The 19,984-nt window shown below is 72.9% G+C and carries 4 protein-coding genes (1 of these 4 running past the window's edge); all 4 read right to left on the bottom strand.

The window, feature by feature from the left end:
- Nucleotides 1-7: 7 nt before the first annotated feature.
- A complete protein-coding gene (locus ACR807_RS00070; protein WP_438919054.1) occupies nt 8-5,926 on the bottom strand; it encodes a beta-ketoacyl synthase N-terminal-like domain-containing protein in 5,919 nt (1,972 codons plus the stop codon).
- A gap of 2 nt (nt 5,927-5,928) precedes the next feature.
- Nucleotides 5,929-9,267 (bottom strand): non-ribosomal peptide synthetase, encoded by a 3,339-nt coding sequence (locus ACR807_RS00065; RefSeq protein WP_438919053.1) that lies wholly within the window; start codon nt 9,265-9,267, stop codon nt 5,929-5,931.
- Between the two features lie 79 nt (nt 9,268-9,346).
- Complete coding sequence (locus ACR807_RS00060) at nt 9,347-16,111, bottom strand: non-ribosomal peptide synthetase (RefSeq protein WP_438919052.1); 6,765 nt, start codon at nt 16,109-16,111, stop codon at nt 9,347-9,349.
- Nucleotides 16,108-19,984, bottom strand: the 3' portion of a protein-coding gene (locus ACR807_RS00055; RefSeq protein ID WP_438919051.1) for an SDR family oxidoreductase. The gene runs 899 nt beyond the window's last position; 3,877 of the gene's 4,776 nt are visible here — the last part of the coding sequence; its start codon lies beyond the right edge, outside the window; it ends in the stop codon at nt 16,108-16,110. The genes ACR807_RS00060 and ACR807_RS00055 overlap by 4 nt, the downstream gene beginning before the upstream one ends.

Here is a 19,984-nt window from a genome sequence, read left to right as displayed (position 1 = left end):
TAACGTATCACCCTGCGTCGACACGCCTGGTCAAATACTCGACTTCGTCATCCAGAATTCGCACGATATCGTCCGGATCGTCCACCCACTTGCTCAGGACGAGCAGGTCCAATCGCCCGTTGCCGACTTTCGACACGCCGTAGCAGTCCGCGTAGTCCAGCTTCCCCTGGTCGTCGGACAATTGCGCGAGCGTCATGTCCCAAATCGCGTCGTACTCGTCCTCGACGTTTCCGACGAAGTTCAGCAGGCATGTCGGCCGGAGCGTCTTGCCCATCACCGAGAGGACTTTCCGGTGCTTGACGATCGACCGGAAGCTCTGGACCAGGTTGAGGAAGCTGACGTTGTTCTTGTTCATCATGCGGACCTTGTCGGTGATGATCCCGTCGAGGTCGCGCATCGTGTCGCGCTCCCCGGGCACCAGCACGGGCAGGCTGCCGAGGACCATCCCCATGACCTCGGAGTAGTCCTCGTCCTCGAACACGCGCGACTGGAACAGCATGATCAGCGCCACCTTGTCGATGCCGAGCAGGCGGGAGACCACTCGGGCGTAGAGGTGCACGACCAGGTAGAACAGGTCGACCTCCGTGCCGTCGGCGGCCCGGAGCCGGTCCAGGTCGAGGGAGTAGCGGACGTCCCGGATGCGGCTGTTCGCGAACCGGGCGGACTTCTCCTGAATGATCTTCGCATACCGGACGTAGTCGACAAGGTCGAACTTCTCGATCAGTTCGTCCGGGGTGATGCCGACCGGGCCCTTGGCGATCTGGTCCTGGAGGTGCCGGTAGCTCTTGGCGATCGGCATCGCCCGCCCCGTGCCCGCCGTCAGCTCCTCGTAGCGCTTGAGCAGGTCGCCCCGGAACAGCTGGCCGGACGCCGCGTCGAAGATCGAGTGGTCGAACTGGAAGAGCAGGTCGTGCGAGCGGTCGTTGTACTTGATCAGGACGACCTGGTACATCGGCTTGTCGACGACCTTGAAGTCCATGTTCCACTCGCGCTTGACCAGCTCCGCCCGCAGCTCCTCCTGCTCGCGGGGCTCCAGGCCGGACAGGTCCAGCCGCGGCAGGGCGATGGTCTCCGGCGCCTCGAACTCCTTCCACCGGAAGCGCCCGAACGATCGGCTCAGGAAGCTGCGCATGAGCCCGTGCCGCCCGATGACGTCGCACAGCGCCTGCTGGAGGACGTCGAGGTCGACGAGGTCGTGGAACTGGATCAGGTAGAGCTGGAGGCGCGACTCGGTGGCGAAGTGCTGCTTCTGCATCGCGCTGATCGGGTACGTCCACTTCACCGGCCGGGCCCCGATGGACCGGCGCAGCTCCTCCTGCCGGCGGTCGATCTCGTCGAAGACCTCCGAGTAGCCGCCGTCGTGGGACGGCAGGCCCGCGCTCGCCTTCAGCGTGGCGAAGTCCAACGCCGTCCCGAGTTCCTCCCCGCCGGCCGGGACGACGTAGTGGGGCACGAACTCCGCGGGCACCCGCAGTTCGCCGAACTCCCGGACGACCCTCTTCTTCAGCGCGTCGTCCAGCCCGGTCACGAAGAGCACGACGAGCGCGTCCTCGTCCCGCCCCGACTTCACCTCGCGGAAGGCGCAGGGCGTGCCGAGGCGTTGTTCCAGCACCGCCGCGAGGCCGTCGAACGACAGGTCCTCCGCACCGCCGCGCCTGGCCGTCCGCTCGATGAAGGCGGCGAGCCCGGCGACCGTCGGGTGGTTGTAGACCTCGTTGGCGAGGACCTTGTAGCCGTTCTTCTCCAGGGCGTTGGTGAACTGCACCAGCTTCACCGAGTCGAGGCCGATGTCGAAGATGTCGGCGCGCTCGTCGATCTCGCTGAAGCCCAGCAGCGTCCGGACCTCGCGCTCGACCACGGCCGCGATCGCCTGCCGCTCGTCGCCGCGGTCCGGCTCGTCCTCGACGTCGACGACCTTGGCCGCCGCCTGCGCCCGCAGGGGGTCGAGCCCGTGGTAGGCCGTGCCGATGCCCGCTTCGCGCACCCGGGGCAGCAGGTCCAGCACCGACCGGCCGTCCTCCTGCACCGCCGCGAACGAGTAGAGCCGGGTGAGGCCGGCGCTCGCGCCGTCGTCCTCGTTCCCGGCGAACCAGGTGGTGACGTCGCTGTCCCACCCACCGCGGTCCAGCCCCGGCCGGGACAGCACGTGGCACGGGACGCGCCGCTCGCGGCCCAGTCCCGCCACCAGGCCCAGCAGGGCGCGCCGGTCCACGCCGTCGGGGCCGGCCCCCCGGGCGGGCGCGTCCCACAGCACGACCTCGTCGACCCCCGGCAGCGCGCGCACGCCCGCCGACAGCCGGGCGGACAACGCCTCCCAGGTCGACCCGACGACCGCGGGCAGCACGGTGACGCGCTCGTCCACCGGCCCGACCCGCGTCGGCGGGCCGTCCGCGCCCAGGTCGAACGGCAGCACGTCGAAGGTCCGGGCGGTGTGCGCGCCCGCCAGGTCCCGCACCACGCCCTCGACGTCGCGGGTGCGGCTCAGGACGACCGTCCGCGCGGGCCGACCGGGCGCCGGGTGGCCGCCGTCCAGCGGTACCGCCCTGGGCACGAGCCGCCGGCCCCGTTCGTAGCGGACCGCGACGTCGTCGGGCCGGTGCGCCTCCAGCTCCGCGCGCAGGCACTCGCGCCACACCTCCCCGCCGCGGCGGTCGGCGAGGGGCGCGTCGCACCGGACGGCCCTGACCCGGAACCCCGGGTGCTCGTGGTTGACGCCGATGAGCAGCGGCAGGAAGTCGCCGCGGGTGGCCAGGAAGTCGCCGGTGTCCAGCACCACGACGTCCTTCACGCACCGCTCCCGCATGTCGGGGACGGCCGCGCAGAGCCCGCGCAGGGTCGCCACCGCCGACGCGTGGTCCGCGCGGTCGACCACGATCGTGTCGCCCGCGAGGGCGTGCCGCTCCAGGTCGTCCAGCAGCCGCCGGAGGTCGTCCTCGTGGCCGGGACGGACCACCGCGCCGGACTGCCGGTCGAACCGGTACGCCGGACCGGACGAGACGTAGAGCGCCCGCCAGTGCGCGACCCCGTCCAGCACGCGCTTGAGCCGGCGGCGGTCGTCGGTGAGCACGACCAGGACCCTCGGCTGCTCCTTGCCGGTCGAGGAGGGGCGCACGGATCGCGACCAGGTCAGCCACGAGGCCGGCGCCGGCGCGTGGACGACGGTCCCCGTGACGGCCTGCCGCGCGGGCCGCACGGCGACGGCGCGCGTGCCGCCCCCGGACGGGCCGTCCAGCAGCCGCTGGAACTCCTCGACGTCGACCGGGTACTCGACCCTCTCGAACGGGTACAGCGGGAGCTTCACCTTGCGCGGCTCGCGGCCCCGGTGGAACGCCTTCCAGTCCAGCGGGACGCCGTTCTCCCACAGCTTCCCGACCGCGCGCGCCAGGTGCTCGTCGTCCCCGACCGCCTCCAACCGGTGGCGCAGCGCGTTGATCGCGGTGACGCCGGCGTCGCGGCCGATGGCGCGCACGAACGACGACAGCGACTTCCCCGGCCCCACCTCGACGAACAGGGTTCCGCCCCGCTCCAGGACCGCTTCGACGCCGTCCTTGAACCGGACCGTCTCGCGGGCGTGCGAGCAGTAGTAGTCGCGATCGGTGGCCTGCGCGGTGGTGATCCACGCCCCGGTCACGTTCGACGCGTACGGGATCTTCGGCGGGTGCAGGGTCACCCCCTCCAGCACCTCGCGGAACCGGCCGAGCATGGAATCCATGTACTGCGAGTGGTAGGCGTGGTCGGCCTCGACGTGCGCGAACTCGACGCCCCGCTCGGCGCACCGCCGCTCCAGCTCGGCGACGGCCGCCGGGGTGCCGGACACGGTGCAGTCCGCCGGGCCGTTCACCGCGGCGACGGCCAGCTCGTCGGTCAGCATGGACCGGACGACGTCCTCGGGCGCCCGCACGGAGGTCAGCGCGCCCTCGACCGTGGTGTCCATCAGGCTGCCCCGCGCCTGGACGAGGCGGATGCCGTCCTCCAGCGAGAACACGCCGGCCACGCACGCCGCCGCCAGCTCACCGGTGCTGTGCCCGACCATGCCCTTGGGCTTGAGGCCCCACCCGATGAGCGTGCGCGCCATCGAGGTCTCCAGCATGAACAGCAGGACCTGCGTGGTCTCGATGTTGTTCAGCCGCGCCCCGGTCTCCGGGGAGTCGCCGAAGAAGACCTCGCGGGGCACCTCGCTGCCCAGGGCGGTGCTGATCGTGAAGCACTCGTCCAGGTGCGCCCGGAAGGCGGGCTCCTTCTCGTAGAGGTCGCGGGCCATGCGCGGGTGCTGCGCGCCCAGGCCGCTGAAGAGGAAGTGGACGTCGCCGCGCGCGTTCTTGTGGACGCGCGCGGACGGCTCCTCCGCGTCCAGCGACTCCTGGAGGCGCTCGCGGAGCTGCCCGACGTCCCCGAACGCCACGGCGTAGCGGTGGGCGAGGCGGCGCTGGCGGTTCTGGAGCGTCCACGCCAGGTCCGCGCCGTCGACGTCCGGGTGCGCCGCCAGGTGGTCCACGAGGTTCCGCTTGATCCGCCGGACCGCGTCCTCGGACGTGCCCGACACGACGAGCGTGTTGTGCGCCCGGCCCTTGCCCGAGACCGGCCGCGCCGGGGGCGCCTCCTCCAGCACCACGTGGGCGTTGGTGCCGCCGATGCCGAACGAGCTGACGCCCGCGCGCAGCGGCAGGACCTCGTCGTCCGCCGACCGCTTCGGCCGCAGCTCCTGCTTCTCCGCCACGACGTAGAACGGGCTGCCGTCGAGGTCGATGTTCGGGTTGAGCTCGGTGAAGTGCAGGCTCCGCGGCACGGTCCGGTGTTCGAGGATCTTGCAGGTCTTGATCAGGGAGGCGACGCCCGCGCCGGTGTCGAGGTGGCCGATGTTCGCCTTGAGCGAGCCGATGCCCGTCGAGCCCGGCGACCCCGCCCCGAACGCCTTGCGCAGCGCCTCGACCTCGATCGGGTCGCCGAGGGCGGTGCCGGTGCCGTGGGTCTCGACGTAGGACACCTCGGCGGTGGGCACGTTGGCGACGCGGTACGCCTTGCGGATGACCTCGGCCTGTCCCTCGATGCTCGGCGCGGTGTAGCCGACCTTGCGGTTGCCGTCGTTGTTGACCGCCGAGCCCTTGATCACCGCGTGGACGTGGTCGCCGTCCCGGAGCGCGGTCTCCAGGCGCTTGAGCACCACGACGCCGACGCCGTTGCCCTCGACGGTGCCGCCCGCGTCCTTGTCGAACGGGCGGCAGCTCCCGTCCGGCGAGTGGATCATGTTCTCCTGGTGGCGGTACCCGTTCTTGTGCGGCAGCGTCAGCCCGCTCCCGCCCGCCAGCGCGATCTGGCACGCCCCGGTCCACAGGTTGCGGCACGCCACGTCGATGGCGACCAGCGACGTCGAGCACGCGGTGTGCAGGGTGAACGCGGGGCCCTTGAGGTCCAGGGCGTACGCGATCCGGGTGGCGGCGAAGTCCTTGTCGTTGAGCTGCATGCCGGTGAACGTCATCCCCGACTCCAGGATGTGCCTGGTCAGGGTGTGCGTCTCCCACGCGAGGTTGTTCGTCGCGCCGAGGAAGAGGCCGATGGCCTCGGGCCGCCCCTCCGCCGAGTAGCCCGCGTCCTCCAGGGCGTGGAAGACCTCCTCGTGCAGGGCGCGGACCTGGGGGTCGATCAACGTCGCGTCGGCGGGGGCGTAGCTGAAGAACTCCGCGTCGAAGTGCTCGACGTGCGGGAACACCCCCTTGGCCCGGACGTAGTTCGCGTCGTCCAGCGCCGCCCGGGTCACGCCCGCGTCGAGCAGTTCGTCGTCGGTGAAGCGGGAGACGGCCTCGACGCCCTCGACCAGGTTGGCCCAGAACCGGTCGACGTCCTCGGCCTGCGGGAACCGGCCGGCCATGCCGATGACGGCGATCTCCAGCCCGGTCTCCCGGCGCTTGACGGCCTTGTTGTCCGGCATGGTCAGAACTCCTCTCCCAGCTCGGCGGCCAGCTCCTCGGCCAGTTCCTCGGCGAGTTCGTCCGCGATCTCCCGCAGCAGCGCGCCGGCGCTGAAGGCCCGCTCTTCCTCCTCCTGCTCGGCGAAGGCGTCCTCGGGTCCGGTCTCGTCGGGTCGGACCCCGGGTTCGTCGGCGCCGGTCCTGCCGTCGAGGTAGGCGGCGAGCGAGGCGATCGACGTGTGCTGGAAGAACTGCACCAGCGGCACGTTGCGGTCCAGCGCCTTGCGCAGCCGGTTGTTGATCGTGAGCAGGTTGAGCGAGTTGATGCCCAGGTCGAAGAAGTTGCGGTCGACGTCGATGGACTCGGCGGGGACCAGGTCGGCGATGATGTCGAAGAGGACCCGCGCCGCGCCGGACGCCGGGCCGAGGTCCGGCGCCTCCCGGCGGGCTTCCGGCTCGGGGCGGATCTCCGCCAGCCGCGCCCGGTCGACCTTGCCGCTCTTGTTCAGCGGGATGCGGTCGAGCCGCACCAGGGCCGCGGGCACCACGTACGGGGCGACCAGCTTGACCATCGCCTGCCGCACCGCGTCCGGCGCGACCGGCTCGCGGGAGACGTAGTAGCCGCGCAGGCTCTTCTCCCCGTCCACCTCGACGCAGACGACGGCGGCGTCCTCGACGTGGTCGAGGGACCTCAGCACGCTCTCGACCTCGCCCAGCTCGACCCGGAAGCCGCTGATCTTGACCTGGTCGTCGACGCGGCCGAGGTAGTCGAGCGTGCCGTCGGGCAGCTCGCGGACCAGGTCGCCGGTCCGGTAGAGCCGGCGACCGGGCAGCGCGGGCACCGTGACGAAGCTCGTGAGGTCGAGGTCCGGCCGGTTGTGGTAGCCGGTCGACACGCCGTCGCCGCCCACGCACAGCTCGCCGACCGCGCCGGGCGGCAGGGGGTTCAGGCCCCGGTCCAGCACGTGGGCCGAGGAGTGCGCCAGCGGTCGCCCGATGGGGACGCGCTCGCGGCGCAGGTCCTCGGCGCGGATCTCGTGCGTCGTGGAGAACGTCGTGTTCTCGGTGGGGCCGTAGCCGTTGGTGATCCGCAGGTCCGGGCAGGCGTCGCGGACCCGCTCCAGGTGCCGGACGGACAGCGCGCTGCCGCCGACGAGGAGGTGGTCGAGCCGGTCGAAGATCGCCGGGTCGTAGGCGCACAGCTGGTTGAACAGCGGCGACGTGAGCCACATGCCCGTCACCTGGTGGCGCTTGACCATGTCGCGCATCAGGTCGCCGTCGAGCACGTCGAGTTCGTCGGCCAGCACCAGGGTCGCCCCGAACAGCATCGTCCCCCAGATCTCGAACGTGCTGGCGTCGAACGCGGGCGAGCCGGTGAACATGACGACCTGGCGGTCGTGGAAGTCGAAGAACTCCTGGTCGGCGACCAGCCGCAGGATGTTGCGGTGGGTGATGCGGCAGCCCTTGGGGTTGCCGGTGGAACCCGACGTGTACATGAGGTAGGCGGTGGCGGCGTTGAGGTTGCGCCGCCGCGGGAACGGCGGCACGTCGGCCGGAGGGAGCTGCGCGACCAGCAGCACCCGGGACGACGCCGGCGCCTTGTCGGCGTGCTCCGGCACCGTGCAGAGGTGCTCCACGCCCGCGTCGGCGACGATGTGCCCGATCCTGGGCCCGGCGTCCTTGGTGTCGATCGGGACGTAGGAGTTGCCGTTCTTGAGCAGGCCGAGGATCGCCGCGAGCAGCTCCGGGCGGCGGTCCACGAGCACGCCGACCGCCGTGCCGGGGACGACGCCCCGTTCCCCCAGCTCCCAGGCGACCGAGTCGGACCAGCGGTCCAGCTCCGCGTAGCTGTACTCCCTGCCCCGCCACACGAGGGCGGTCTTGTCGCCGTGGGTCGCGACGACGCCGGCGAACACGTCCACCACGGACGAGTCCAGGATGGACGGACCCGCTGCCGCCGAACCCGGTGCGGTGGAACCCGGCGCGGTCGAGCCCGGCACCGCCGAACCGGACTCGGCCGGGGCGTCCTCCGCCCGGCCGACACCGAGCGCGAGGTCCGCGACCAGCACCCGCGGGTCGGCCGCGACCGCCGTGAACACGCGCACGAGGCAGCGCTCCAGCTCCCGGACCAGCTCCGGCGCGTAGTGGTTCGCGTTGTAGGCGAACGTGACCGCGAAGTCGCGGCCGGGGTTGACCACGACGTGCAGGTCGTAGCTGGTCCGCTCGAAGACCTCGACGCCCTCGAACGCGATCCCCTCGCCCGTGTCGCCGCCGAAGTCGCGCAGCTGCTCGGACAGCGGGTAGTTCTCGAAGGCGACCACGTGGTCGAGGAGCTTGTTCTTCAGCGGGGTGACGCCCTGCACGTCGTGCAGGGCGTAGTCCTCGAAGGCGCTGGCCCGCAGGTAGGACTCCTGCACGTCGCGGCACAGCCCGGCGAAGTCCTGGTCCGCCGCGGTCGTCACGCGGACCGGCTGCGTGTTCGCGAACAACCCCACCGCGTCGCCGATGCCGGCCAGCTCGGAGCCGCGACCGGACACGACGCTGCCGAAGACGACGTCGTCGGCGTAGTTGAACTTCTGCAGCACGACGCCCCAGGCGGCCTGGAAGACGGCGCTCTGCGTCACGCCGGTCTCCTGCGCGAACCGCTTCAGCCCGTCGTGCAGCCCGGCGGGGAGGGTGAACCGGTGCGCGGCCCCCCGGTAGCCGCCGGGGCGCGGGTCGGCGGGCAGGACGGCCGCGTCCTCGTAGCCGTCGAGCACCTCCGCCCAGTACCGCCGGGCGTCCTCGCCGCGCCGCCGCTCGTGCCACGCGATGTAGTCGCGGTACGGCAGCGCCTCGGTCCTCGGCCGGAACGAGCCGGTGCCGGTCAGCTCCTCGTAGTACCCCATCAGCGTCGCGAACAGCGGGCCGAGGGACCAGCCGTCCAGGATGATGTGGTGGAACGTGAACACCAGGCGCCAGCGCCGGTCGCCGACCCGGATCAGGGTCGCCCGCAGCAGCACGTCCGCGCTGAGGTCGAACCCCTTCGCGCGGTCGGCGACCTTGAACTCCTCGACGTCGCGGTCGAGGTCGGGCCGGTCGCGGTAGTCGCGGACGTCGAGGTCCGGCGCCCACTCCTTCAGCACGACCTGGTACGGCTCGTCGGTGTTGCGGTAGGAGAAGATCGTGCGCAGGGCGCTGTAGGTCCGGGACACGCCCGCGAGCGCCGCGCGCATGTGCCCGGCGTCCACCTCGCCCGCGATCGCGAAGTCGAACTGCTCCACGTAGGCGTCCGAGCCCGTGTCCACCGCGTGGCTGAAGAGCATGCCCTCCTGCATCGCGGCCAGACCGGAGATGGACTCGATGTTGTCTTTGTCAATCATGAACCAGGCTCTCTGCTTCGCCCTGACGCGGTGATCGGGTCGTGGTGGCCGGCGGGCCCGTGCTGGGGTGCGGTGGTCGTCATGGCGCCGATCGGTCCCCGCCCGCGACGTCCAGCAGGATGTCGGCGAGCACGTCCCGGTGGATCGGCGACGACACCCGGAAGCCGCGCGGCGCGGCGGACCGCAGGGCGTCGCGGACCTCGTGGAACGACCTGTCCACGGCCGCCGCGACCCGCCCGGCCACGCCGCTCCGCTCCCACGTGCGCGGGTGGCGCACCTCGACCAGGAGGTCCCGGCCGCTGCGGGACGCGACGACGTCGAGGACGTGGGGTGAGCGCAGCTCCGCGTCGGTGGTGATGTCCGCCGGGAGGTGGGTGACGGCGATGCCGTCGGTGCCGTCCTGGCCACCCAGGTAGTTGAAGCAGACCCGCGGTCGGACCGCGGCCAGCGCGTCCCGGTCCCCGCCCAGGCCGGTGTCGAACCGGAGCAGGGGGCCGAACCCGGCGCCCTTGTCCGGCAGCCGCTCGAACGAGCGCCGCACGGCGTCCAGGGTGTCCTCGACGGTGGGCGCGACCTCGACCAGGTGCGGGAACGTGCTGGTGAACCAGCCCACCGTCCGGCTGAGGTCGTGGTCGCCCGCGATGGGCTCGCGGCCGTGCCCCTCCAGGGTGAACAGCACCCGGTCCCGGCCGGTCACCGAGGCCAGCGCGCGCGCCACGACGGCGAGGACGGTCTCGGCGGCGCTCGCGCCGTGGGCCTCCCGGGCGGCGTCGAGGAACGAGAAGTCGTCGGTCTCGGCCAGCCGGACGACCGTCGCGGCGGTCTCGGACCGCTTCAGGCCGCCCTCCTCGAACACCTCGCCCGCGTCGCCGGCGGCGCGGGCCAGGTCGAGCCAGTAGGGCAGCTGCGGGCGGAAGGCGCCGTCCCGCGCGCGCCGCTCCACCTCGGCGGTCCACGCCGGGAACGGCATGGTCTTGGCCGGCAGCACGGCGTCGGGGTGCGCGAGGCAGGTGAGCAGGTCCTCCAGCAGGACGCCCCACGACACGACGTCCACGGCCAGGTGGTGGATGGCGACTGCGAACTGCCGGCGCCCCTCCCCCAGCCCGGCGGCCAGGCCGACGACCGGGCCGCCCCGCACGCCCACCCGGGCCTGCACCGTCCTCAGGTACTCCGCGAGGTCCGCCCCGGACAGCCCGTCCGGCGCCTCCTCGCCGTGCACGAGCGACGGCGCGTCGACGTCCCGCAGGCTCAGCCCGCCCCGGTCGTCCACCTCGACGCGCAGCAGGTCGTGGTGGCGCGCGAGCCGTTCGGCGGCCCGCACCAGCAGGTCGAGCGTCGTCGGCTCGGTCGGCGTGACCAGCAGGCACTGGGTGAACACCCGGTCGAGGTCGGCCGGGTCGTCGAGGAACGCCCGCTGGACCGCGCTCGGCGTGATCGGGCCGGACAGCGGCGCCGGGTCGTACGCACCCGGCCCGGACCCGGCGTCGGCGGCCCCGGCCAGCTTCTCGTCCAGCGTCCGGAGGGTCGCGTTGCCGAGCAGGTCCGCGACCCGGACCGGGACGTCCCGCTCCTTGAGCCGGGCCACGATCTGGATCGCCTTGATCGAGTCGCCGCCCAGCGCGAAGAAGTTCGCGTCGATGTCGTCCACCGGGACGCCCAGCACGTGCCGCCACGCGTCGGCGAGCACCCGCAGCGAGTCGGTCGCCGGCATCGCGGCCGACGCGCCGGCCGTGAAGTCGGGCTTCGGCAGCGCCGCCACGTCGACCTTGCCGCTGGCGTTCAGCGGCAGCTCGTCCGCCCGGACGATGAAGGACGGCACCATGTAGTCGGGCAGTCGCCGCGCCAACGCCGCGCGCAGCACCGGCTCGTCGTGCTCCCGGCCCTCCTGGTAGCCCACCCAGAGGCACAGGCTCCGGCCGCCCCCCGCGGTCTCGTGCAGGCCGGCGTGCGCCCAGCGGACGTAGGGCTCGTCGAGGGCGACCTGGATGACCTCGGCCAGCTCGATGCGGTAGCCCCTGAGCTTGACCTGCTGGTCGACGCGCCCGGTGTAGTAGAGCAGCCCGTTGCTCTTGAAGGTGACGATGTCGCCGGTCCGGTAGAGCCGCTCGCCCGGCACCGCCGGCACGTGCACGAACCGCTCGGCGGTCAGCTCGGGCTTGTTGAGGTACCCGTCGGCCACGCCCGCGCCGCCGATGTACAGCTCGCCGCTGACGCCGATCGGCACCGGCCGCCGCTGCTCGTCGAGCACCCACAGCGAGGTGTCGTTGACGGGCCTGCCGATCGGGACGGCGTCGTCGGGGTCCAGCGCGTCGAGCGTGTGCACGGTGGCGAAGACCGTGGTCTCCGTCGGGCCGTAGGCGTGGCCGATCCGGCCGGGCCCCAGCAGGTCGAACGCCCGCTTCACGTGCACCGGCGAGGCGATCTCCCCGCCGAAGACGACCTTGCGGACGCTGCCGAGCGAGCCCGGCACGTGGTCGACCACCGCGTTGAACATCGCCGTGGTGATGAAGAAGCGGGTGACCCCGTGCCGCTCGATCGCGGCGCCGAGCCGGTCGAGGTCCAGCACGGACTCCTTGTCCAGCAGCACGAGCGCCGCGCCGTTGGTCAGCGCGCCGAACAGGTCGTAGACGGAGCCGTCGAACGAGTAGTCCGAGATCATGAGGAACACGTCGCTCGGGTCGGCGGCGTGGAAGACGGACCGGTGGACCACGCGCAGCACGCTCCGCTGCCGGATCACCGACCCCTTCGGCACGCCGGTGGTGCCCGAGGTGTACATGACGTAGACCTCGTCGGCGCTGCTGCCCGGCAGGTCCGGGTCGTGGCTGCCGGCGTTCGACCCGGCGAGCGCCCCGACGTCCGCGACGCGGAGCCGCTCGGAGATCAGCTCCGCGGCCTGCTCGCTGCGCGCGGCGGTCGTGAGGAGGGTGCCGGCGCCCGCGTCCTCCACCATCACCCGCAGGCGTTCGACGGGGAAGTCGGTGTTCAGCGGCACGTAGTAGCACCGCGCCTTCAGCACGCCGAGGACGGCGACGACCAGGTCGGCCGAGCGGTCCACGAGCAGCGCCACCGGCGAGCCTGGCGTCACCCCCAGCCGGAGCAGGCCGTGCGCGACCCGGTTGGCCCTGGCGTTCAGCTCCCCGTAGGACAGGCGCTGGTCGTCGGTGATCAGCGCCGTCCGGTCCGGGTCGGCCGCGACGTGCTCCTCGAACAGCCGGGCGATGCCCCGGTCGTCCACCGGCGGCGCCTCGACCGTCGCGAACGCCCGGATCAGCTCGGCCTCCCGGGCGGGCAGCAGGTCGAGCGCGCCCACCGGGTCGTCGTCCGCGGCGGTGACGAACGAGGCGAGCAGCGTCGCGTAGCGCTCCGCGTAGAGCGCCACGGTCTCCTCGCGGAACAGCGCGGTGGAGTACTCCCACTCCAGCAGCAGCGCGCCGTCGGCCTCCCTGGTGCTGAGCGTGATGTCGTACTTGGCGCTGCCGTCGTCGAACGGGACGACCCGCTCGTCGTCGGGCTCCAGCCCCATGTCGGTGTTCTGGTGCACGAAGCAGACGTCGAACAGCGGGCGGCGGCCGGGAACGCGCGGTGGGTCGAGCTCCTCGACCAGGGACTCCAGCGGGTACTCCTGGTGCTCGAAGGCCTCCAGCACGGTCGTGCGCAGACCGGCGACGAAATCGCCGACCCGGGTCGTGGGCGCGGCGGTGACCCGGATGGGCAGCGTGGTGACGAACATGCCCACGAGGTCCTGGTAGGACAGGTCGGGCCGACCCATCACCGGCGCGCCGACCACCACGTCGCCCTGCCCGCTCAGCCGGGACAGCAGCTGCTGGAAGACGCCCAGCAGCACCACGTAGAGGGTGACGTCGTGCTCGCGCGCCCAGCGCTTGGCGGCCTCCAGCAGCTCCCCGTCGACGGACGCGAACAGCGTCGCCCCCGCCGCGGTGACCGCCTCCGACCGCTGCCGGTCCGTGGTGAGCTGGAGCGTCGGCGCGCCGTCGGCGAACCGGGAGACCCAGTAGTCGCGGTGCGGGCGCATGGCGGGGCCGCCCTGCCGCTCCAGCAGGCCGCGGACCGCCGAGCGGTGGTCCCGGCGCAGCGGCGGCAGCGGCGTCCCCGCGGCGATCGCGGCGAGGTCGCGGAACAGGATGCCCATCGAGGTGCCGTCGGTGACGATGTGGTGGATGTCGATCGCCACGCAGGACACGCCGTCGTCGAACTCGAAGCAGCCGACGCGGAACAGCGGCGCGGTGTCGAGCCGGAACGGCCGGACGAACCGCGCCATCTCCCGGCGGGCCGCGCCCTCGTGGTTCTCGCCCGCCGCGGGCGCGCCGAGCCGCCGGTGCTCGACGGCGACCGGCACCTCCTCGTGCACGCGCTGGAACGGCACCCCGTCGCGCAGGTGGAACGTCGAGCGGAGGCCGGCGTGCCGCCGCACCAGCGTGCGCAGCCACCCCTCCAGCTCGGCGACGTCGGGCGCGCCGGCGCGGATCGTCAGGCCGCTGACGTTGTACGCCACCGAGTCCTCGTCCACCTGGCCGGAGACGAACATGCCGCGCTGCGACGCGGTCAGCGGCAGCTCGTAGGACTCGACGACCTCGGCCGCCGGGACCGGGCGGGCGGCGGCCAGCCGCGACCGGACCAGCCGCTCGTCCAGCCGGAAGTCGCCGATCACCGCGTCCGCGAACTCGTCGAACGACGGTGTCGCCAGCAGCGTGGTCGGCGGGATGTCGAGGTCGAGCACCGCGTTGAGCAGCTGCGTGATCTTCACCGACGAGACGGAGTCGCCGCCGAGGGCGAAGAAGTCGTCCGCGCCGCGGATGACCGGGTAGCCGAGGACCTCGGACCACACGCCGGCGATCACCGTGCGGGGCACCGCGTCCTCGGCCGACTCGTCGAGCCCGTCGAGGTGCGCGGGACGCGCCAGGATCGCGCGGAGCAGGTCGACCGGGTCGGTCGACGCCCGCTGCTCGACGCCGGCCGCCGGCCGCGCCCGGACGGTCTCGTCCCACAGCCGCACGTGGTGGAACAGCTGGGGCGGCAGCGGCACCCGCCGCACGCCCGCGTCCCGGTCGAGGCCGGCGAACGGCCGCGCGCGGCCCGCGAGGAAGGCGGTGGCGGCGTCGCCGAGGTGCCGGGAGCCGCCGAGCGGGGACGACGGCGGCTCGCGCAGCACGAGGCCGCCGTCCACCAGGGGCGAGTCGTCCGCCCGCGCCGGGTCCAGCAGCCGCCGCAGCCCGTCGCGCAGGCCCTCCCGGGTCTCGCACAGGACGACCGCGCGGACCGCCTGGTGCTCGCGGCCCACCTGCATGGTGAAGCACACGTCGGCCAGGTCGTGCCCGGGGTGGCGGTCGAGGTGCGCCAGCTGCGCCGCGGCGGTCCGGGCCAGCAGCTCCTCGGTGCGCGCCGAGATCGGGTAGAGCCGGGGCGCGCGGTCGGCCGCCGTCCGGTCGGCCGCCGCGCGGGCGGGTGCCTCCTCCAGCACCACGTGGCAGTTCGTCCCGCTGAGGCTGAAGCTGCTCACGCCCGCCCGGCGCGGGGTGTCGGCGGCCTCCCACGGGGTGAGGCGGTCGGCGACGTAGACCGGCGCGGTGACCAGGTCGAGGAGCTGGTTCGGCACGTCGAAGTGGATCGACGGCGGGATGGTCCGGTGCTCCAGGCACAGCAGGGTCTTGATCAGCGACGCCAGGCCCGCGGCGCCGACCGCGTGCCCGATGTTCGTCTTCACCGAGCCGAGCGCGCAGAACTGCCTGCGGTCGGTGAACTCGGCGAACGCGCTGGTCAACCCCTTGATCTCGATCGGGTCGCCCAGGGTCGTGCCGGTGCCGTGCGCCTCGATGTAGGACACCGACTCCGGCGCGATGCCGGCCCGCTTCCACGCGCTGACCAGCAGGTTCTTCTGCGCCTGCGCGTTCGGGGCGGTGAGGCCGTTGCTGCGGCCGTCGTTGTTGACCGCGCTGCCGAGGAGCACGCCGTAGACGTGGTCGCCGTCGGCGAGCGCGCGCGACAGCGGCTTGAGGTAGACCCCGGCCACCCCCTCGCTCCACACCGTGCCGTCGGCCGCGGCGTCGAACGCCCGCACCCGGTGGTCGGCGGACTCGGTCTCGTTGCCGAGGCTGGACGGCGACAGGAACAGGTTGATCGCGGCGACGAACGCGGTGTCGCAGTCGCCGTCGCGCAGCGCCTTGATCGCCGCGTCCACCGCGACCAGGCCGGACGAGCACCCGGTGTCGATGACGGAGGCGGGTCCGCGGAAGTCGAGCAGGTACGACAGGCGGCTGGCCAGGATGCCCGACCACGAGCCGGTGATGGCCGAGAAGTCCAGCTCCGAGAGGAACGGCAGGTAGGACGTGATCAGCCGGTGCGTGTGGTCGTTGCCGACGAACACGCCGGTGTTGGACCCGTACAACGCGCTCTTGGCGTACCCGGCGTCCTCCATCGTCTCGACCAGCACTTCGAGGAGGTTGCGGTGGTACGGGTCGAGCTGCGTCGCCACGTGCGGCGGGATGCCGAAGTACTCGGCGTCGAACAGGTCGACCCGGTCGAGGTAGCCGCCCTTGCGGACGGCCGAGGTGCCGCCCTCGACCCGCCGCAGGTCGTCCAGCCGCAGCGGCGGGAAGTCGCCGATCGACTCGCGGCCGTCGACCAGGTTGCGCCAGAACTGCTCCTTGTCCGGCGCGCCGGGGAACCGGCAGGCCATGCCGATGACGGCGACGCGGTCGTCGTCCCGGCCGGAGTCCCCGATCGCGCGGATGAACTCCTTCGCCCGGTCGACGTCCAGCGCCTCCTGCTTCACCTGCATGAGCAGGTACCGCAGCAGGTCCTTCTTCAGCTCCGCGGTCGGCTTCATGCCTGCGCCCTCCCGGCACCGTCGGCGTCGGCGGCGAACATGGTCATCAGCTCGGCGTCGCCGATCTCCTCCAGCACGTCCTGGAGCGACCGGTCCACGCCGGGGTCCGCCACCCCGGCACCGGCCGCCTTGGACCCCGCCGCCTTGGACCCCGCTGCCCCGGACTCCGCCGCGATGCGCTCGTCGACGTAGTCGGCGAGGCTGGTGACGGTCGCGTAGGAGTACAGGTCGGCGATGTCGATGCGGCCGGGGTAGACGTCCTCGACCTTCTGGAGCAGCTGCGCCGTCATCAGCGAGTTGCCGCCCAGGTCCTGGAAGCTGGCGTGGACGTCGACCTCCGCCAGGCCGAGCACCGCGCCGTAGACGGCGCCGATCCTCAGCTGGGTCTCGCTCGGGTCGGACAGGCCGACGAGGCGCACCTCGGTCACCCCGTCACCGGTCGCCGGGGCGCCCGTGCCCGCCCGCGCGACGGCGTCGGCGACGGCGTCCTCCACCAGGAAGGGCATCTCGCCCAGGCGTTCCCGCAGCACCCCGAGGTCGAACGCGGCCGGGACGACGCCGTCCGCCGGGTGGCGCAGGAAGTGCGCCAGCCAGGCCAGGCCGTCCTTCACGGTGAGCGCGCGGAACGGCGCGTCGCCGTCGCCGACCCCGTACCGCACGGCCATGCCGACCTCGGACCACGTCGGCCAGTTGACCGACAGCGCGCGGACCCCCTCGGCCCGCGCCCGCACGGCCAGGGAGTCCGTGAACGCGTTGGCGGCGCAGTAGTCGCCCTGCCCCTGCCCGCCCGTGATGGCGGTGATGGACGAGAAGAACACCAGGAACGCGCCGGGGTGCTCCTTCGCCAGCTCCACCAGGGCCAGGCTCCCGTCGACCTTCGGGGCCAGCACGGCGTCGAAGGTCGAGCGGGACTTGCCGGCCAGGAACCCGTCGCCCGCCACGCCCGCCGCGTGGACGATGCCGTCGAGGGTGACGTCCTCCTCCCGCAGCCGCTCGGCCAGCCCGCGCACGTCGGCCTCCCGCGACACGTCGCACACGACGTGCTCGGCGGCGGCGATGCCCGCGACGCGCCGGGCGGTCGTCTCGTCCAGGGGCCTGCGGCCGAGCAGGATGATCCGCTCGGCGCCCTCGCGGGCCATCTCCTCGGCGACGGCGAGCCCGAGCCCGCCCGCGCCACCGGTGACCACGAACGTCCCGCCCGCGTACAGCGGCCCGGCCGCCTCCTCCCCCTCCGGGTCCACCCCTTCCGGGTCCACCCCTTCCGGGTCCACCCCTTCCGGGTCCACCTCGGCGTACCGCAGGCGCCGCAGGTGGGTCTCCTCGCCCCGGACGGCCCGCGGCACGCCGCCGGCCCCGCTCAGGGCCTCGGGGAGGAGGAAGCCGAGGTCCGCGTCCGCGCTCGCGTCCACCACGTCCACCAGCAGGTGCCGGTGCTCCTGCCCGACCACCAGCGCGAGCGCCTCGGTGGCGGCGGAGTGCGGGTCGGTGGCGCCGTCGCCCGGCACGACCCGCCAGGCGTCCCGGCCCAGCACCTTCAGGCCGTGCGGGAGCTTGACCCGGTGCGACACGAAGGCGCGGTACAGCTCGAACAGGGCGTCCACGCCGGTGGCCCGCCGCCGGTCGGTCGGCCCGTCGGGCGCGGTGGAGTCGGGCGAGGTGAAGTCGGTCGCGAACAGCACGCCCTCGACCCCCTCCTGCCGCAGCCGCTCGGCGAGCAGGCCCGCGCCGTGCTCGTCGGGGGCGTACACGTGCCGGGCGGGGTCGGTCCGCTCACCCAGGTAGCACGGCACGACCCGGTGCCCGAGCGCCTCGACCCCGGCGGCCAGCCGCCGGCCCCGCGCGGTGTCCAGCACCACCGGTGCCCACACCGCGGGCGCGCCGACGTCGGCCCGCGGCCGGGGCACGGGCAGCCACTCGACCTCCAGGTACCGGCGCGGCCCGGCCAGGTCGAACCGCCGCCAGTCGACCTTCTTCACGGTGTAGTCGGTGATCCGCCCGAACGGCCGGCCGTCGACGTCGAGGAGGTCCACGTCGTAGGTGATCGTCTGGCCGTCGCGGCTGTCGTCGCGGACCGTGCGGATCAGCGAGTAGAACGTCTCCGGCATGGGCCGGTGGAGCACGAAGCCCTTGTAGACGTAGGGCAGGAACGTCTCGCCGCTGTTCTGCGAGATGAGGTTCACCGCGTTGTCGAGCTTGGCCGGGTGCAGCCCGAAGGTCTCGCTCGGCACGCCCTCCGGCAGCCGCAGCAGGGTCAGCGCGCCGGTCTCGTGCCTCCACACCGCCCGGACGTTGTCCCAGCGCGGGCCGAACTGGAACACGCCGGTGTCGGTCTCGGTGGGGTAGGGGTCGGTCACCTCGACCGCCGCCGCCTTGAGGGCGTCGACGTCGACGGGGTCCGCCGGGGCGTCGTCGTGCGACGCGCTGATCCGGCCCTCGACGTGCACGACCCACTCGCCGTCCCGCGAGCCGGCCACCTGGAACGAGTAGCCGTGCCCCACCCGCTCCAGGCTGGTGCGCACGGTCGCCCCCTCGCCCTCCTCGACGGCGAGGGGCACGAGGAAGAACACGTTCTCGAACCGCACGGCCGGCGCGTCCTCCACGGCGGCCAGCGCGGCGCGCGCCATCTCCAGGTACGTCGTGCCCGGCACCACGGGCCGGCGCTCGATCCGGTGGTCGGAGAGCACCCAGTGCCGGTCGACCGACAGCGTGTTCTCGAACACGACCCCGGCCCCGGAGCGGCTGACCTCCTCGCCCAGCAGGGGGTTGGCCTCGGCGGTGGCGAAGCCCCGCACGCTCGTCCGCAGGGGCTTGGCCCAGTGGCGGGTCCGCTCGAACGGGTAGGTGGGCAGCGGCACGCGGCGGCGCGGCTCGTCGGCGTAGAACGCGGCGAAGTCGACGCGGGCGCCGCGGACGTACGCGGTCGCCAGCTCGGTGAGCGCGGCGCGGTCGCCCCGCGCGCGGTACTCGGCGAGCTTCGCGTTGGCGGAGTCGGAGAGCCGCTTGCCGGTCTGCGCGGTGATGTCGCCGGGGCGCAGGTCGCCCCTCTTGTCGCTGACGACGGCGTGCACGCCGTGGAAGACGCCCCGCTGCTCGTCGGTGCCGGGGCCGCGCTCCCGCAGCCGGTCGACCGACTCGGCCAGCTGCTCCTTCGTCGCGGCGACGACCACGACGCGGTGCTCGTGGTGGCCGCGGCCCACGTTGGACGTGTAGCAGATGTCGGCGAGCGACCACGGGCTGTCCGCCAGCACGGCCGCGTACCGGTCCAGGAGCCCGGTGAGGGCCGCCTCGGTCTTCGCGCTCGCGGTGAAGCAGTAGCGCTCCCGCAGCTGCGGCTCGGCGCGGTACCGGGGCGCCTCCTCCAGGACCATGTGGCAGTTCGTGCGGATGAAGCCGAACGAGCTGATCCCGGCCCGCCGGGGCTCGCCGCCGGTGTCCCACTCCACGAGCCGGTCGTTGACGTACAGCGGGCCGTCGGTGAAGTCGATGTACGGGTTGGGCACCTCGAAGTTCACCGAGGGCGCCAGCAGGCCGGATTCGAGCGACTTCACGACCTTGGCCAGCGAGGCCGACCCGGAGGCCGCCACCATGTGGCCCATCGTGGTCTTGAGGGAGCCGATGCCGCAGAACTGCTTGCGGTCGGTGTGCCGGCGGAACGCGTTGGTCAGGCCCTTGACCTCGATCGGGTCGCCGAGCACGGTCCCCGTGCCGTGCGCCTCGACGTACGTGATCGTCTCGGGCGGGACGCCGGCCTTGGCCCAGGCGTCGAGGACGACCCGCTCCTGCATCAGCGCGTTGGGCGCGGTGATGCTGTTGGACGTGCCGTCGTTGTTGATGGCGGAGCCCTTGATGACGGCGCGCACGTGGTCGCGGTCG

Origin of the sequence: Saccharothrix sabaoui (assembly GCF_051756985.1) — a bacterium.
Taxonomy (GTDB): domain Bacteria; phylum Actinomycetota; class Actinomycetes; order Mycobacteriales; family Pseudonocardiaceae; genus Actinosynnema.
Note: the sequence above shows the minus strand (reverse complement) of the source record. Positions and strands in the feature narration are given on the sequence as shown.

Bases quoted from the DNA above. Each gene is read 5' to 3' on its own strand.
- ACR807_RS00070 (WP_438919054.1), bottom strand. From the start codon at position 5,926: ATGCCGGACAACAAGGCCGTCAAGCGCCGGGAGACCGGGCTGGAGATC.
- ACR807_RS00065 (WP_438919053.1), bottom strand. From the start codon at position 9,267: ATGATTGACAAAGACAACATCGAGTCCATCTCCGGTCTGGCCGCGATG.
- ACR807_RS00060 (WP_438919052.1), bottom strand. From the start codon at position 16,111: ATGAAGCCGACCGCGGAGCTGAAGAAGGACCTGCTGCGGTACCTGCTC.